Raw genomic sequence first — 16389 nt, 5'->3', positions numbered from 1 at the left:
AAATCCAGGTGCTTGAGGGCGCGTCAGGACGTATATAGGACGGGAACTGTCCTCATGGGGTCCTAGCCTGTGGTCCACGAGGCCGACGCACCACGAAAGGCGGATCCCATGGTGACGCACGTGATCGAGAAGAACCCCTCCGACGAGCGCGGCACGCTGCTGGCGTTCGTGGAGGCCCAGCGCGGCGGCCTGCGCAGGGCGCTGCTCGGGGTGACGGACGAGGAGGCGGCGCGGCGTACGTCCGCCAGCGAGCTCACGCTCGGCGGCCTCCTCAAGCACGTCGCGGAGACCGAGGACACCTGGGTGCGGCGGGCCCGGGGCGTGGACCCGGAGATCCCCCGCGACCCGTCGAACTGGGGAGACAGCTTCCGGATCCTGGAGGGCGAGAGCGTCGCCGGCGTGCTCGCCTACTGGGAGCGCGTCGCCGCCGAGACCGAGCGGTTCATCCGCGAGGTCCCCAGCCTGGACGACACCTTCCCGCTGCCGGAAGCCCCCTGGTTCCCGCCGTCCACCCGGGTGTCGATGCGCTGGCTGCTGCTGCACCTGGTCGAGGAGATCGCCCGGCACGCCGGGCACGCGGACATCATCCGCGAGTCCCTCGACGGGAAGACGGCGTTCACGCTCGTGGCGGAGGCCGCGGAGGCCGCGGAGGCCGCGGAGGCCGCGGAGGAGGCGGCGGCGCGGGCGGAGTGACGCCCTCCCCCTCCGCCGGGCCCCGCGCCGCCTAGTCTGGGCCGCGGAAGCGCGGCCGGAGCGGCGCGGAGCGGTGGAATGAGGAGACGATGTCGGCGATCCGGCTGCTGGTCCTGGGGGCGGTGCGGCGGCACGGGCGCGCGCACGGCTACCAGGTGCGCCACGACCTGGAGGACTGGGGCGCGCACGAGTGGTCCAACGCCAAGCCCGGCTCGATCTACCACGCGCTCAAGACCATGGCGAAGCAAGGACTGCTCGTCGCCCACGACGTCGCGCCGAGCGAGGCCGGCGGCCCGCCGCGCACGGAGTACGAGCTGACGGCCGAGGGCGGGGCCGAGTACTTCCGGCTGCTGCGGGAGGCCCTCTCCTCCCACGACCAGAAGGTCGACGTCCTTACGGCGGGCGTCGGCTTCCTCGTCGACCTGCCGCGCGCCGAGGCCGTCGCCCTGCTGGAGCGGCGCGTCGAGGCGCTGCGCGCGTGGCGCGAGGAGATCCGCCGTAACTGGACTCCCTCCGAGGGGGAGGACTGGGGACACATCGCCGAGATCATGGGGATGTGGGCGCACACCGCGGAGAGCGGGGAGGCGTGGACCCGGGGCCTGATCGGGCGGCTCAAGGACGGGGCGTACGTGATGGCGGGGGAGGAGCCGGAGCGATCCGGGGAACCCGGCCCGTCCGGGGCTTGAGGGCGTCCCCGAAGGGGCGGGGAGAGACCCGCGCCGAAGGCCTCAGTGGTGGAACGCCGACGCCTTCGACTCCGGTCTCCGCAGCGGCCCCGGCTGCTCCCGCAGCTCCGGCAGCAGCGCCCGCAGGTCCTCCAGGAACAGGTCCGCCAGATCGTGCGAGAACCCGTTCCGGCAGACGATCCGCGGCACCGACAGGTCCTCCCGGTTCGGCGGGAACGTGTAGGCGGGCACGAGCCAGCCCCGCTCGCGCAGGCGCCGAGAGACGTCGAAGACGTCGAAGGAGCCGATGCCCTCGGCCGTGGTGAAGGCGAAGACGGGCAGCTCGTCGCCGCGCGTCAGCAGGCGGAAGTCGCCCGTCTCCGCGATGTGCCGCGAGAGCCGGCACGCGACCTCCTGGGCGTCGCGGCGGTGGGGCGGGCCAGGAGGCCCCGGCCCGCCCCATCGCCGTTCGTCACGCCCGGGGCGAGATCACGACGGCCGTGCCGTAGGCGCAGACCTCCGTGCCCACGTCCGCCGCCTCCGTCACGTCGAAGCGGAACATCAGGACCGCGTTGGCGCCGCGCGCCTTCGCCTGCTCGACGAGGCGCTCCATCGCCTGGTTGCGGGTCTCGACCAGCGTCTTGGTCAGGCCCTTGAGCTCGCCGCCGATCAGCGACTTCAGGCCCGCGCCGATCTGGCTGCCGACGTGCCGGGAGCGCACTGTCAGCCCGAAGACCTCGCCGATCACCCTGTCGACGCGGAAGCCCGGTACGTCGTTGGTCGTGACCACGATTACATCCGACTGTGACTGGCCGCCGCCGTACTCCTCGATGCCCATCGCATCCACCTCCGTGTGTGCAGTTTTGTCGGTTGTTGTCCGGGACGCATGCGGGGCTGCGCCGGTTGAGTGGGAACTGGAGTACGAATCGAAAGGGGCTCTGGAACCAGGGGCACGGCGGGCACGTTGATAACTTGGGGCCGCACACCACCCCACCCCGCCTGTGCCCGCGGGCCTCGCACGAGCCTGCGCCCACGACTCAGGAGCCACCTACCCGTGACCCCCATGACCACCCTCGCGCTCGGCCCGCAGTGGCTGGACGCGAACTATCTGATCGAGCAATTCGGTCTGATCGGCGTCCTGGCCATCGTCTTCGCGGAGTCCGGCCTTCTGATCGGCTTCTTCCTGCCGGGCGACTCGCTGCTCTTCACCACCGGCCTGCTGGTCACCACCAACCAGATCGACAAGCCGCTGTGGCTCGTCGCCACGCTGGTCGTGCTCGCCGCCGTCCTCGGCGACCAGGCCGGCTATCTCTTCGGCCGTAAGGTCGGACCCGCCCTCTTCAAGCGACCGGACTCCCGCCTCTTCAAGCAGGAGAACGTCGAGAAGGCGCACGAGTTCTTCGAGAAGTACGGGCCGAAGTCGCTGGTCCTGGCCCGGTTCGTGCCGATCATCCGCACCTTCACGCCGATCATCGCCGGCGTGAGCCGGATGAACTACCGCTCGTTCCTGACCTTCAACATCATCGGCGGCATCCTCTGGGGCGCCGGCGTGACGCTGCTGGGCGCCGCCCTCGGCAAGGTCGACTTCGTCAACAAGCACATCGAGCTGATCCTCGTCGCCATCGTGCTGATCTCGGTGGTGCCCGTCGCCATCGAGCTGCTGCGGGCCCGCGCCAAGGGCAAGAAGACCCCGGCCGCCCCGGGCGGTCCCGGCGAGGGCCGCCCGCCGGTCCAGCGCGGGCGGCACGCCAAGCGCTGAGCTGCTCCGATCCCCGGAGCCCCTGGCCTCCCGCCGCCCGCGAAAGTGTGCCCAGGACCACGCTGGGCACACGAGCCACTGATCAGGCATGGTGGCCATAGCAGGGCGGCAGGAGGCGTAAGAGGAGTCGCGTGGTGGCGGATCGCAAGAGGGGCGGCAGGTCCGCGGACGCGGATCAGGTCGAGGACCGGAAGCCGCAGTCCGACGAGGCGCACAGCGCCTTCACCCCGCCGCTCGGGGTCCCGCTCCCGCCACCGCCCGAGGACGACCACCCGACCTCCGAGTTCGCCGTTCCCGAGGGCATCGCCCCGGAGTCCGGCACGGAACCGGAGGGCTCGGCCTTCACGCTCCCGCCGGGCACCGTCGCCCCCACCGCCCCGCAGGCCGTCGTCTACCCCGCCTTCACCCCGCCGCACGGCATACCCAGGGTCAGCCTGACCAAGGAGGCGCCCTGGCAGGACCGGATGCGCACGATGCTGCGGATGCCGGTCGGCGAGCGGCCCGCCCCCGAGCGGGCCGAGAAGCAGGACGAGCCGGGGCCGCCCGTCCCGCGCGTGCTCGACCTCACCCTGCGCATCGGCGAGCTGCTGCTCGCGGGCGGCGAGGGCGCCGAGGACGTCGAGGCGGCCATGTTCGGCGTCGCGCACGCCTACGGGCTCGACCGCTGCGAGCCGACCGTCACGTTCACCCTGCTGACCGTCAGCTACCAGCCGTCCCTCGTCGACGACCCCGTCACCGCCAACCGCACGGTCCGCCGGCGCGGCACCGACTACACCCGGCTCTCGGCCGTCTTCCGGCTCGTCCACGACATCACCTCCCGGGGCCTGACCCTGGAGGAGGCGTACGGCCGCCTCGCCGAGATCCGCCGCAACCGCCACCCCTACCCGGGCTGGGCGCTGACCGCCGCCTCCGGGCTGCTCGCCGGCGCGGCGAGCATGCTCGTCGGCGGCGGGCTGCTGGTCTTCGTGGCGGCCGCCGTGGGCGCGATGTGCGGCGACCGGCTGGCCTGGCTGGCCTCGGGGCGCGGACTGCCGGAGTTCTACCAGTTCGTGGCGGCCGCGATGCCGCCCGCCGCGATGGGCGTGGCGCTCAGCGCCAGCCACGCGCACGTCCAGGCGTCCGCGGTGATCACCGGCGGGCTGTTCGCGCTGATCCCCGGGCGGGCGCTGGTGTCGGGCGTGCAGGACGGCCTGACCGGCTACTACATCACCGCCGCGGCCCGGCTGCTGGAAGTCGGCTATCTCATCGCCGGCATCGTCTGCGGCGTGCTGATCGTCCTCTACGGGGGCGTGCACATCGGCGGCGGCACCCTCAACCCGGAGGCGGCCCTGGAGCGGCAGGAACGGCCGGTCCTCCAGATCATCGCGGCGATGCTGCTGGTCTTCGCGTTCGCCGTGCTGCTCCAGCAGGAGCGGCACACGGTGTGGGCGGCGACGCTCAACGGCGGCGTCGCCTGGGTGATCTACGCGGCGCTCGCGGACACCGCGAAACTCGACCCCGTGCCCGCCACGGCCATCGCCGCCGGGCTCGTCGGCCTCTTCGGCCAGCTGCTCTCCCGCTACCGGTACGCGTCCGCGCTGCCGTACGTCACGGCGGCGATCGGGCCGCTGCTGCCCGGTAGCGCCACGTACTTCGCGCTGCTGAACTTCGCGAAGAACGAGATGAACGCGGGCATCTCCAGCCTCACGAAGGCGGCGGCCCTCGCGCTGGCGATCGCGATCGGGGTGAACCTGGGCTCCGAGGCGGCCCGGCTGTTCATCAAGGTGCCGGGCGGTGCGGGGACGCGTCGCGCGGCGAAGCGGACGCGAGGCTTCTGACCTCGCGTCCGGTCACGGGCGGGCCGGCGGAACCGGCCCGTCCGGGGCGGAGCCCCGCGCGGCCGTGCCGCACGGGATCCGCCGGAGCGAGCCGTCAGGCTCAGTGGTGGGCGCCGCCCGCGGCCTCAAGGCGCTTGTAGGACGCCTCGATCTCCGCCTCGGCCTCCGCGCGGCCGACCCAGTCCGCGCCCTCGACCGACTTGCCCGGCTCCAGGTCCTTGTAGACCTCGAAGAAGTGCTGGATCTCCAGGCGGTCGAACTCCGACACGTGGTGGATGTCGCGCAGGTGCTCCACGCGCGGGTCGTTCGCCGGGACGCACAGCAGCTTGTCGTCGCCGCCGGCCTCGTCCGTCATGCGGAACATGCCGATGGCGCGGCACTTGATGAGGCAGCCCGGGAACGTCGGCTCGTCCAGGATGACGAGGGCGTCCAGCGGGTCGCCGTCCTCGCCGAGGGTGTTCTCGACGAAGCCGTAGTCGGCCGGGTAGCTGGTCGAGGTGAAGAGTCGACGGTCCAGGCGGATGCGACCCGTCTCGTGGTCCACCTCGTACTTGTTCCGCGAACCCTTCGGGATCTCGATGGTGACGTCGAACTCCACGGGTGGCTCCTCCATGATCAACACATACGTCTGGTGGTTAAGTGTCTCTCACGCGGGTGTGTGGTGGCGAAAGGGGCTGGTCCGACGTGCCTGAGGCCAGGTCGTGGCAGATCGGGTGGTGGCGTGACGCCCCGCCTGTACAACGCCGGACCGTGCGATTCGTCGCGGTTTCCGCCTTGGCCGGGCTGGTGGCCGCCGGAGGCGCCGTGGGCGCCGCGGGCCCGTGGGAGGGCGGCCGGCGCGTCGCCGAGCGGGACCGCGCGGCGGCGGGCGCGGACCGTCCGGACGGCCGGGGCGAGGCCCGACCGGACGGGCCCGGACGCCTGGCCGCGCCCCCCGTCCTGCTGGGCGCCGGCGGGCGCGGCGCCGCCCGTGAGGCCGGCCCGGCCGGCCTCGCCGCCGCGCTCGAACCGCTCCTGAAGGACCCCGCGCTGGGCGACCGGCACTCGGCCGCCGTCTACGACGCCGCCACCGGCAAGCGGCTCCACGGCTCTGACGAGGGCGCCGGCCGGACCCCCGCCTCCACGATCAAGCTGGCCACCGCGGCGGCGGCGCTCTCGGCCCTCGGCCCGGACCACCGCGTCGACACCACGGTCGTGACCGACGGCGACGACGGGATCGTGCTCGTCGGCGGGGGAGACCCCACCCTCACGGCGCGCGACGACGCCGGTTCCGGCCCGCAGCGGCCCGCGAGCCTGAAGGAGCTGGCCCGGAGCACCGCCCGGGCGCTCAAGGCGCGCGACAAGGACCGGGTCCGGGTCGGCTACGACACCTCCCGCTACGCCGGCCCCGCCCTCCACCCCATCGGCACCGACGAGAACCTCGCGCCCGTCAGCGCCCTGATGGTCGACGAGGGCCGCCTCGACGGCTCCGACCGCGGCACGGCCGAGCGCTCCACGGACCCGGCCGCCGACGCGGCGGAGAAGTTCGCCGGCCTGCTGCGCGACGAAGGCGTCGGCACCGAGGGCGGCGTGACGTCCCGCCGGGCCGGCGACCGGGCGGAGCGCCTCGCCGCGGTGTCCTCGCCGACCGTGGCCGCGCTCGTCGAGCGGACCCTCACCTACAGCGACAACGACATCGCCGAGGCACTGGCCCGGCAGACCGCGCTCGCCTCGGGGCAGGAGGCGAGCTTCGAAGGCGCGGCAAGGGCGGTCACCGCGCGCCTGGACGCGCTGGGGCTGCCCGGCGCCAAGATCGCCGACGGCAGCGGCCTGGACCGCGCCGACCAGGTCTCCGCGGACCTCCTCGCCCGGCTGCTCGTACGCGCCGCCGAGCCCGGCCGCCCGGGGCTGCGCCCGCTCCTCACGGGCCTGCCGGTGGCGGGCTTCACCGGCACCCTGCGCGGCCGGTACGGGCACGAGGCGGCGGGCCGCGGCCTCGTCCGGGCCAAGACCGGCACGCTGACGGGCGTGAACACGCTGGCCGGGACCGTGGTCGACGCCGAGGGCCGGGTCGTGACGTTCGCGTTCATGGCCTCCGGCACCGGCGACGCGGACGCCGCGCAGCGGGCCCTGGACCGGCTGGCCGCCAAGGTGGCGGACTGCGGCTGCCGGAGCTGACCGGCCCCGCCGGTTGTCCACAGGCCGCCGGACCGCGCTACCCCGAGCGGAGCGGTGCACGTACCGTGAAGCCATGACGAGCATCGGTGGTGCGGAGATGGTCGACTGGAAGCTCGCGGTGGCGACTGCGACCCGGCTCGTACGGCCGGGGCCCGAAGTCGGCCGTGACGAGGCGCGGGAGGTCGTCGCCGAGCTGCGGCGGCACGCGAAGACGTCGGAGGAGCACGTCCGGGCGTTCACCCGGATGGCACCGCCGCCGGGGGACCCGGACGATCCGGCGGTGCGCGACACCCCGGTGCTGGTGGTGGACCGGGCCGGGTGGATCAAGGCGAACGTCGCCGGTTTCCGGGCTGTTCTCGGCCCGCTGCTGGAGAAGATGCAGGACCGGCGGGGCAATGTGCCCGGCGGCGCGGTGCTGGGTGCCGTCGGCGGCAAGGTGACCGGTGTGGAGCTGGGCATGCTGCTGTCGTTCCTCGCCTCCCGCGTGCTGGGCCAGTACGAGACGTTCGCGCCCGCCACGGGCGACCTGCCGGGGGCGGCGAACGGCGGCCGGCTGCTGCTCGTGGCGCCGAACATCGTCCACGTCGAGCGGGAGCTGGAGGTGGATCCGCACGACTTCCGGCTGTGGGTGTGCCTGCACGAGGAGACGCACCGGACGCAGTTCACGGCCGTGCCCTGGCTGCGCGACCACATCGAGGGCGAGATCCAGGCGTTCCTCGGCGAGACCGAGGTCGACCCGGCGACACTGCTGGGGCGTGTCCGCGAGGCCGCGCAGTCGCTGGCGGGCGGCCGCCCGGCCGACGAGGAGGCCGGTGAGGCCGAGGAGCGGGGCGGCCGGAGCATCGTCGACCTGGTCCAGACGCCCGCCCAGCGGGAGATCCTGGGCCGGCTGACGGCGGTGATGTCCCTGCTGGAGGGGCACGCCGACTACGTGATGGACGGTGTGGGCCCGCGGGTGGTGCCCTCGGTCGCCGAGATCCGGGAGAAGTTCCAGCAGCGGCGGGCGAACGGCGCGGGGCGGCTGGACGCGGCGCTGCGCAGGCTGCTGGGCCTGGACGCCAAGCTGCGGCAGTACCGTGACGGTGAGCGTTTCGTACGGGCGGTCGTGGACGCGGTGGGCATGGACGGCTTCAACCGCGTGTGGACCTCCCCGAACACACTCCCGACCAAGGCGGAGATCGCCAAACCGGCGGACTGGGTCACGAGGGTGCACGGCAGGTCCGAGCAGTGAAGCGGAAGCTCCTCCTCCGGGTAGAAGGACTCCGTAATCACCCTTCCGAGGGACCGTGAGCCAGGGGTGGGCGTGCGATGCTCGGGTAATGGCTCGCTTCTGTCACCATCGACGCACACAGCGTGACTGAGGCCATCGAAGCTCGAGCAGCTCCGAACGATCTCCATATGGAACGATTGGACACACGGACATGGGTCCACATCCCGCGGTCGCCGCGATACGCCTGGCGGTCCGCCGCGTACTCCACGACGTCCTCACCCCCACCTCACCCGCATCCGTACCCCCCGCTCCCTCGGACCGGCCGCCGCTGGTCCTGGTGGCCTGCTCCGGCGGCGCCGACTCCATGGCGCTGGCCTCCGCCCTGGCCTTCGAGGCCCCCAGGCTCGGCATCCGGGCCGGCGGGGTCACCGTCGACCACGGCCTCCAGCACGGTTCCGACATCCGCGCCGCCGAGGTCGTCAGCCGGCTGGCCGCCTTCGACCTCGACCCCGTCGAGGCCGTCACGGTGACGGTCGGCCGGGACGGCGGCCCCGAGGCCGCCGCCCGCGACGCCCGCTACGCCGCGCTGGACGCCGCCGCCGAGCGGCACGGCGCCGCCGCGGTCCTCCTCGGCCACACCCGGGACGACCAGGCCGAGACGGTCCTCCTCGGCCTCGCTCGCGGCTCCGGCATCCGCTCGCTGTCCGGCATGGCCGTGGCATCCGGCGTCGACGGCCGCTACCGCAGGCCCTTCCTGGGCCTCGACCGCCAGACCGCCCGCAAGGCCTGCATGGTGCAGTCCCTGCCCGTCTGGGACGACCCGCACAACGCCGACCCGGCCTACACCCGCTCCCGGGTCCGCCACGAGGCCCTCCCCGTCCTGGAGAAGGCGCTCGGCAAGGGCGTCGTCGAGGCCCTCGCCCGCACGGCCCAGCTCTCCCGCGACGACGCGGACGCCCTCGACGGCTGGGCCGCCGCCGTGGAGCCGTCCGTGCGCGACGACACCGGCGCCCTGGAGGCCGCGAAGCTCTTCGCGCTGCCCCCCGCGGTCCGCCGCCGGGTGCTGCGCCGCGCGGCCATCTCGGCGGGCTCTCCCGCCGGTTCGCTCTTCGCCCGGCACATCGAGGAAGTCGACCGGCTGATCACCGGTTGGCGCGGCCAAGGAGCCATCAACCTCCCCGGGCGGGTCGCGGTCCGCAGGCAGGGTGGCAGACTGGTGCTCCGGCAGGGCTGATTCGAACGAGTGCGGATGAGCCTTGGCTCGCCTCGAATCAAAGCCGGATGAGCCGTAACCAAACGAGAGTGACGCGGGTGGACGACAAGGACATGGGCACCGACCTCAAGTCGGTGCTCATCACCAAGGAAGAGATCGACGCGAAGCTGGCGGAGCTGGCCGCGAAGATCGACGCGGAGTACGCGGGCAAGGACCTGCTCATCGTCGGCGTCCTGAAGGGCGCCGTGATGGTGATGGCGGACCTGGCGCGTGCGCTGTCCACCCCCCTCACGATGGACTGGATGGCGGTGTCCTCGTACGGCGCGGGCACCCAGTCCTCCGGGGTGGTGCGCATCCTGAAGGACCTCGACACCGACATCAAGGGCAAGCACGTCCTGATCGTCGAGGACATCATCGACTCCGGCCTCACGCTGTCGTGGCTGCTGTCGAACCTGGGCTCGCGCGAGCCCGCCTCCCTCAATGTCGTGACGCTCCTGCGCAAGCCGGAGGCGGCCAAGGTCGCGATCGACGTGAAGTGGGTCGGCTTCGACATCCCCAACGAGTTCGTGGTCGGCTACGGCCTGGACTTCGCCGAGAAGTACCGCAACCTGCCCTTCGTGGGCACGCTCGCGCCGCACGTCTACGGCGGCTAGGGTCCACGGCCCGGACGGGCCGCTCCGGCGGGCGGGAACCGAACAGCGGTTTCCGCCGTTGGAGCAGGGGAAGGCGGGTTGGTTGACCGTCTGCGGCAGCGTCGGGTGACAATGCTGGGGTACCGTCCGAAGGTCAGTCTTTTCAAGCATTCTGTTTTCGAGCACCGCAAGGTCGAGCAGAACACCGTACGCACAGGCACCCCCCGAGGGGCAGCCGTGCCTCACTGTGGCAGGAGGGACGGGGCGCCCGCGCCCCGTATGGATGGACGTGAAGCGCTACTTCCGTGGGCCGGTCATGTGGATCGTGCTGGCCGTCCTCGCCGTGGTCGTGTTGATGCAGGTCGTCGGCTCGTCCGGCGGCTACAAGTCGGTGGACACCAGCCAGGTCGTGCAGGCGATCGCCAAGGACCAGGTGAAATCGGCCGAGCTGACGACCGGCGACGAGAACAAGATCAAGGTCGAGCTCAAGGACGGCCAGAAGGTCAAGGGCAGCAGTAAGGTCCAGGCCAACTACATCGACGTCCAGGGCGTCGACCTGGCCAAGACCCTTCAGGCCAACTCCGAGAAGAACATGATCCCGGAGGGCTACAACGTCTCGACGTCCAAGCAGAACCCCTTCATCGGGGTGCTGCTCTCGTTGCTGCCGTTCGTCCTCATCGTCGTGGTCTTCCTGTTCCTGATGAACCAGATGCAGGGCGGCGGCTCCCGGGTCATGAACTTCGGGAAGTCCAAGGCCAAGCTGATCACCAAGGACACCCCCAAGACGACCTTCGCCGACGTGGCCGGGTCGGACGAGGCGGTCGAGGAGCTCCACGAGATCAAGGAGTTCCTCCAGGAGCCGGCGAAGTTCCAGGCCGTCGGCGCCAAGATCCCCAAGGGTGTGCTGCTCTACGGCCCGCCCGGTACGGGCAAGACCCTGCTCGCGCGCGCCGTCGCCGGCGAGGCGGGCGTGCCCTTCTACTCGATCTCCGGCTCCGACTTCGTCGAGATGTTCGTGGGTGTCGGCGCCTCGCGCGTCCGTGACCTCTTCGAGCAGGCCAAGGCCAACGCCCCGGCCATCGTCTTCGTCGACGAGATCGACGCCGTCGGCCGGCACCGCGGCGCGGGCCTCGGCGGCGGTCACGACGAGCGCGAGCAGACCCTCAACCAGCTCCTGGTCGAGATGGACGGCTTCGACGTGAAGGGCGGCGTCATCCTGATCGCCGCCACCAACCGCCCGGACATCCTCGACCCCGCGCTGCTGCGCCCGGGCCGCTTCGACCGGCAGATCGCCGTCGACCGCCCCGACATGCAGGGCCGTCTGGAGATCCTCAAGGTCCACCAGAAGGGCAAGCCGGTCGCCCCGGACGTCGACCTTTCGGCCGTCGCCCGCCGCACCCCCGGCTTCACCGGTGCCGATCTCTCCAACGTGCTGAACGAGGCCGCGCTCCTCACGGCCCGCAGCGACAAGAAGCTGATCGACAACCACTCCCTGGACGAGGCGATCGACCGCGTCGTGGCCGGCCCGCAGAAGCGGACCCGGATCATGAGCGACAAGGAAAAGAAGATCACCGCGTACCACGAGGGCGGTCACGCCCTGGTCGCGGCGGCCTCGCCGAACTCCGACCCGGTCCACAAGATCACGATCCTGTCCCGCGGTCGCGCGCTCGGCTACACCATGGTCCTGCCCGACGAGGACAAGTACTCCACCACGCGCAACGAGATGCTCGACCAGCTGGCGTACATGCTGGGCGGCCGCGCGGCCGAGGAGCTCGTCTTCCACGACCCGACCACCGGTGCGGCCAACGACATCGAGAAGGCCACCGCCACGGCCCGCGCGATGGTCACGCAGTACGGCATGACCGAGCGGCTCGGCGCGATCAAGTTCGGCTCGGACAACAGCGAGCCGTTCCTGGGCCGCGAGATGTCGCACCAGCGCGACTACTCGGAAGAGGTCGCGGGCCTGGTCGACGAAGAGGTCAAGAAGCTCATCGAGACCGCGCACAACGAGGCGTGGGAGATCCTCGTCGAGAACCGCGACGTCCTCGACAACCTGGTTCTGGCCCTCCTGGAGAAGGAGACGCTGAACAAGGAGGAGATCGCCGAGGTCTTCAAGCACATCGTGAAGCGCCCGGCCCGCCCGGCGTGGACCGGTTCCTCGCGCCGTACGCCGTCCACCCGCCCGCCGGTGCTCTCCCCCAAGGAGCTCGCGCCGAGCAACGGCGGCCAGACCGTCGAGTCCGTCGACCTCCCCGACGACTCGCGGCCGGAGGCCTGAGCACCCCAGAGCTCGATCCGGACCCCGCCGGGGACCGGAATGGATGCCGCGTCCCCCAGGTTATTAGCCTTGGGGGCGCGGCATTCCGCATGTCCGGCGGCCGCCGGCTGAACGTACGAGAGAACGAGGCAACCCCATGACCGACCCGGTGACGCTGGACGCCGAGAACTCCATCGGTGAATTCGACGAGAAGCGTGCCGAGAACGCCGTCCGCGAGCTGCTGATCGCGGTCGGTGAGGACCCGGACCGCGAGGGCCTGCGCGAGACGCCCGCCCGGGTGGCGCGGGCGTACAAGGAGATATTCGCGGGCCTGTGGCAGGAGCCGGAGGACGTGCTGACCACCACGTTCGACCTCGGCCACGACGAGATGGTGCTCGTCCGCGACATCGAGGTGTACAGCACCTGTGAGCACCACCTGGTGCCGTTCCACGGCGTGGCGCACGTCGGCTACATCCCGTCGACGAGCGGGAAGATCACGGGGCTGTCGAAGCTGGCCCGGCTGGTCGACGTCTACGCCCGGCGCCCGCAGGTGCAGGAGCGGCTCACGACGCAGATCGCCGATTCGCTGATGGAGATACTGGAGCCGCGCGGCGTCGTCGTGGTCGTCGAGTGCGAGCACATGTGCATGTCCATGCGCGGTATCCGTAAGCCCGGTGCCAAGACGCTGACGTCGGCGGTGCGGGGCCAGCTGCGTGACCCCGCTACCCGGGCCGAGGCGATGAGCCTGATCATGGCCCGCTGAGCGGGCCGGGCGCCCTAGGCGCTCAGGCGGCTGCCCATCCACTGGAGGGTGGGGTTCAGCTCACGGCGCCACGTGTTGAAGTTGTGGCCGCCGCTGTCGAGGATGATCGAGGAGACCCGGGCGGAGCCCTTGGCCTCCTCGATGAACTTCAGGGTGTCCTTGTAGTTGTGCTCGCCCTGCTTGCTGCTGGTCACCAGCACCGAGATGGGCGGGGTCTTCTCGTGCTTGAGGCGCCACATCACGTCGTTCTCGTTCTCCAGCTTCTTGCTGCCGCCGAAGAGGGAACCGGTCGTGGGGTCCTGGAGGGCCTTGTAGTAGCCGGAGAGCGAGGCCGCGGCGCCGTAGGCGTCGGGGTGGCGCATGGCGATCTTCAGTGCGCAGTAGCCGCCGGTGGAGTTGCCGATGATGCCCCAGTTCTCGGCCTTGTCACCGACGCGGTAGCGCTGGGATATCGCCTTGCGGATGTCCTTGGCGAAGAAGGTCTCGGCCTGGGGGCCGTTGGGTATGTCGATGCATTCGGTGTCGCGCTGGCCCACGACGGACGGGCGCAGCATCACCAGGATGGTCGGCTGCATCTTCTTGGCCTTGGCGAGCTTGTGCGCGCGGACCGGGTAGTCGAGGCCCTTGATCAGGGCCTCGGAGGTGCCGGGGAAGCCGGTCAGCACGACGGAGGCGGGAAAGTTCTTCTGCGCGTACTCCGGCTGGAAGTACTCCGGCGGCAGGTAGACGTACGCCGGGCCGTTGATCTTCGAATCGACGCCCGCGACCATGATCTTCTCGATCTTGCCGCCGACCCGGGGCACGTCACCGCGCGGGACCTTCACCGCCTGGGTGCTCACGACCTGCACCCGCTTGCCGCTGGCGCTGTGGTCGACGACGACGCCCTCCGACTTCACCTGGCCGAAGAGGTCCGCCCAGGAGCCGTAGAAGCCGAAGGACTGGTTGGCCCAGAGGCCGATCGCCGCGAACAGCGTGAGCTGGGTGGCGAACATCATGCCGATCCGTCCGAGGACGGACCCGATACTCTTCTTGCCCAGGCGGGGCCAGAGCCAAATGGTCAGAGCGAAGAGCACTACCGCCGCCGCTATGGCAAGCAGCAGAACCGCCATGCTGGTGAGACCCATGAGGTGCTTTCTGCCGAGCGACCCGGCAGAGGGTCGCGGAATGGTTACTTCTTTCCGGGCTCGGCCCCCGGCGGAACCTCAACCCCGAAACCGTCGTCCTACAGGGCGCACATTGTCCGGGCGCTGCCGCCAGATGGCGCAGGACCACTCGACAGGACGACGGGAAGAGATGTCTGTCAGGGTAGATGGCAAAAAGTCCGATGGGGTTCCCGAGGGGACCAAGCGACTGTCGAGGCTTGCGCGCATCCTCAAGGGGCCACGGCCTGAGCACGTGCCCGCGGTCGTGGGTACGGTCGCGGCCGTCATCGGCCTGCTCGACATCCTGGCGGGGGTCGTCCCCCGGTGGCGCTGGAGCCGCGTCCACAGCTTCGCCGAGGTCCTGCCCGGTTCGGTGACCCAGCTGGCGGCCGCCGGCTCGATCATCGTGGGCATCCTGCTCCTGATGCTGGCCCACGGCCTCAAGCGGGCCAAGCAGCAGGCCTGGCTCGCCGCCGTCGTGCTGCTGCCGATAGGCGCGGCCGCCCAGCTCATCTACCGCCACTCCTACCCCGGCGCCGGCCTGTCCCTGCTGGTCTTCGCCTACCTGGTGTGGCACCGCAAGGCGTTCTTCGCGCTGCCCGACCCGCGCAGCCGCTGGAAGGCGCTGGCCAACTTCGTCCTCATGGGCGCGGCCAGCTTCGGCCTCGGCTGGGTGATCGTCGGCTCGCACCCCAAGCAGATGATCGGTGACCCGCCGGTCCTGGAGCAGATCGAGCACGTGATCTGGGGCCTCTTCGGCTTCGAGGGTTCGATCCGCTACACCGGCGGCGTCGACTACACCGTCGGCTACTCCCTGGGCGCCCTCGGTCTGCTGACCGTCGCCACCACCGCCTTCCTCGCCTTCCGCCCGGCCTACCCGGCCGCGGTCCTGACCGAGGAGGACGAGGACCGGCTGCGCGAGCTGCTGGACAAGCACGGTGCCCGCGACTCGCTCGGCCACTTCGCGCTGCGCCGTGACAAGAGCGTCGTCTTCTCCCCGTCGGGCAAGGCCGCCGTCTCCTACCGCGTCGTCTCCGGCGTGATGCTCGCCAGCGGTGACCCGATCGGTGACGTCGAGGCGTGGCCCGGCGCGATCGAGAAGTTCATGGAGCTCGCCAAGCGCCACTCCTGGACCCCGGCGGTCGCCGGGTGCAGCGAGACCGGTGGCGAGGTCTGGACCCGTGAGACCGGTCTGGACGCCCTGGAGATGGGCGACGAGGCCATCGTGGACGTCGCGGACTTCTCCCTCACCGGCCGCTCCATGCGCAACGTCCGCCAGATGGTCAAGCGCATCGAGCGCAACGGCTACAGCACCAAGGTGCGCCGCGTCGGCGACCTGGGCCCCGAGGAGCTGGAGGCCGTCCAGAAGGCCGCCAACGCCTGGCGCGACACCGAGGACGAGCGCGGCTTCTCCATGGCCCTGGGCCGCATCGGCGACCCCAAGGACCTGGACGCCATCATCGCGACCGCCCACAAGGACCCGGAGGAGGGCGAGGACTGCCCGTTCGGCGACCTCCGCGCCATGCAGCACTACGTGCCGTGGGGCCCGGACGGCAGCTCGCTGGAGCTGATGCGCCGCGACCGCAGCGCGGACCCGGGCATGAACGAGCTCCTGATCGTGGCCTTCCTCCAGTCCGCGCCGGAGCTGAAGATCAAGCGCCTGTCGCTGAACTTCGCGTTCTTCCGCTCCGCCCTGGAGCGCGGCGGCAAGCTGGGCGCCGGCCCGGTCGTCCGGATCCAGCGCACCGTGCTGGTCTTCCTCTCGCGCTGGTTCCAGATCGAGTCGCTCTACAAGTTCAACGAGAAGTTCCGGCCGCGCTGGGAGCCGCGCTTCGTGGTCTTCCCGAACAGCCGGGACCTGCCGCGCATCGGCTTCGCGATGATGCAGGCCGAGGGCTTCCTGGAGCTGCCGCGCCTGCTGCGCCGCCGCCCGGCCGAGCCCAAGCACTCCGTGCACGACGAGGACACCGTCTCCGCCTCGGAGGTCACCCGCGCGGCCTGACCGTGTCAGTGGCCCGAAGGCCCCGCCCCGAGCGCCCCCCGGCGCCGAGGCCGGGGCCTTCGGCGTTTTCCGGCCCGGG

Annotated in this window: 14 protein-coding genes and 1 pseudogene; 11 read left to right on the top strand and 4 right to left on the bottom strand. The window is 71.3% G+C overall.

Annotated features, from left to right (window positions below; translation table 11 throughout):
- Positions 1-108 precede the first annotated feature (108 nt).
- Entirely contained in the window at positions 109-693 is a 585-nt protein-coding gene (locus SMD11_RS15010; RefSeq protein WP_087926949.1) for a DinB family protein, read from the top strand.
- An 89-nt stretch (positions 694-782) separates the two neighbouring features.
- Positions 783-1379, top strand: coding sequence for a PadR family transcriptional regulator (locus tag SMD11_RS15005; protein ID WP_087926948.1), 597 nt, complete (start codon positions 783-785; stop codon positions 1377-1379).
- Positions 1380-1421: 42 nt separating this feature from the next.
- On the opposite strand, the pseudogene SMD11_RS15000 reads toward SMD11_RS15005, so the two are convergent.
- Positions 1422-1778, bottom strand: a pseudogene (locus SMD11_RS15000) (glutamate decarboxylase); the annotation flags it as partial.
- Positions 1779-1830: 52 nt separating this feature from the next.
- Positions 1831-2196: a YbjQ family protein gene (locus SMD11_RS14995; protein ID WP_087926947.1), complete on the bottom strand. Its 366-nt coding sequence runs from the start codon at positions 2194-2196 to the stop codon at positions 1831-1833.
- 225 nt (positions 2197-2421) lie between these two features.
- Here SMD11_RS14995 and SMD11_RS14990 point away from each other — a divergent pair, with 225 nt between their 5' ends.
- Positions 2422-3117 carry a DedA family protein gene (locus tag SMD11_RS14990; protein ID WP_087926946.1) on the top strand — a complete coding sequence of 232 codons (696 nt, stop codon included), beginning with the start codon at positions 2422-2424 and terminating at the stop codon, positions 3115-3117.
- A gap of 134 nt (positions 3118-3251) precedes the next feature.
- Positions 3252-4934: a threonine/serine ThrE exporter family protein gene (locus SMD11_RS14985; protein ID WP_418952443.1), complete on the top strand. Its 1683-nt coding sequence runs from the start codon at positions 3252-3254 to the stop codon at positions 4932-4934.
- Positions 4935-5034: 100 nt separating this feature from the next.
- Here SMD11_RS14985 and SMD11_RS14980 read toward each other — a convergent pair whose 3' ends face one another.
- Positions 5035-5532, bottom strand: coding sequence for an inorganic diphosphatase (locus SMD11_RS14980; RefSeq protein WP_087926944.1), 498 nt, complete (start codon positions 5530-5532; stop codon positions 5035-5037).
- A gap of 152 nt (positions 5533-5684) precedes the next feature.
- Here SMD11_RS14980 and dacB point away from each other — a divergent pair, with 152 nt between their 5' ends.
- The 6 genes from dacB (at position 5685) to folE (ending at position 13166) form a co-directional block, all read left to right on the top strand.
- Positions 5685-7091, top strand: coding sequence for a D-alanyl-D-alanine carboxypeptidase/D-alanyl-D-alanine-endopeptidase (gene dacB / locus SMD11_RS14975; protein WP_324614741.1), 1407 nt, complete (start codon positions 5685-5687; stop codon positions 7089-7091).
- 73 nt (positions 7092-7164) lie between these two features.
- Positions 7165-8322: a zinc-dependent metalloprotease gene (locus tag SMD11_RS14970; protein WP_087926942.1), complete on the top strand. Its 1158-nt coding sequence runs from the start codon at positions 7165-7167 to the stop codon at positions 8320-8322.
- A gap of 190 nt (positions 8323-8512) precedes the next feature.
- Positions 8513-9535 carry a tRNA lysidine(34) synthetase TilS gene (gene tilS / locus SMD11_RS14965; protein ID WP_087926941.1) on the top strand — a complete coding sequence of 341 codons (1023 nt, stop codon included), beginning with the start codon at positions 8513-8515 and terminating at the stop codon, positions 9533-9535.
- Positions 9536-9627: 92 nt separating this feature from the next.
- The gene (hpt, locus tag SMD11_RS14960; RefSeq protein ID WP_087930515.1) at positions 9628-10167 is read left to right on the top strand and encodes a hypoxanthine phosphoribosyltransferase; all 540 of its coding nucleotides are present in this window, start codon (positions 9628-9630) and stop codon (positions 10165-10167) included.
- 262 nt (positions 10168-10429) lie between these two features.
- Positions 10430-12424, top strand: a complete 1995-nt coding sequence (gene ftsH / locus SMD11_RS14955; protein WP_087926940.1) for an ATP-dependent zinc metalloprotease FtsH — start codon at positions 10430-10432, stop codon at positions 12422-12424.
- Between the two features lie 136 nt (positions 12425-12560).
- On the top strand, positions 12561-13166 hold the full coding sequence (gene folE, locus SMD11_RS14950; RefSeq protein ID WP_087926939.1) for a GTP cyclohydrolase I FolE: 606 nt from the start codon (positions 12561-12563) through the stop codon (positions 13164-13166).
- 14 nt (positions 13167-13180) lie between these two features.
- Here the strand turns inward: folE and SMD11_RS14945 are convergent, their stop codons facing one another.
- Positions 13181-14290: an alpha/beta hydrolase gene (locus tag SMD11_RS14945; RefSeq protein WP_087926938.1), complete on the bottom strand. Its 1110-nt coding sequence runs from the start codon at positions 14288-14290 to the stop codon at positions 13181-13183.
- Positions 14291-14459: 169 nt separating this feature from the next.
- Between SMD11_RS14945 and SMD11_RS14940 the strand changes: the two genes are divergently transcribed.
- Positions 14460-16310: a phosphatidylglycerol lysyltransferase domain-containing protein gene (locus tag SMD11_RS14940; RefSeq protein ID WP_087926937.1), complete on the top strand. Its 1851-nt coding sequence runs from the start codon at positions 14460-14462 to the stop codon at positions 16308-16310.
- The last annotated feature ends 79 nt before the right edge of the window (positions 16311-16389 follow it).

It is taken from the genome of Streptomyces albireticuli, assembly GCF_002192455.1.
Taxonomy (GTDB): Bacteria; Actinomycetota; Actinomycetes; order Streptomycetales; family Streptomycetaceae; genus Streptomyces; species Streptomyces albireticuli_B.
The sequence above is the reverse complement of the archived record's forward strand: the minus strand, read 5'-3'. Positions and strand labels throughout refer to the sequence as shown.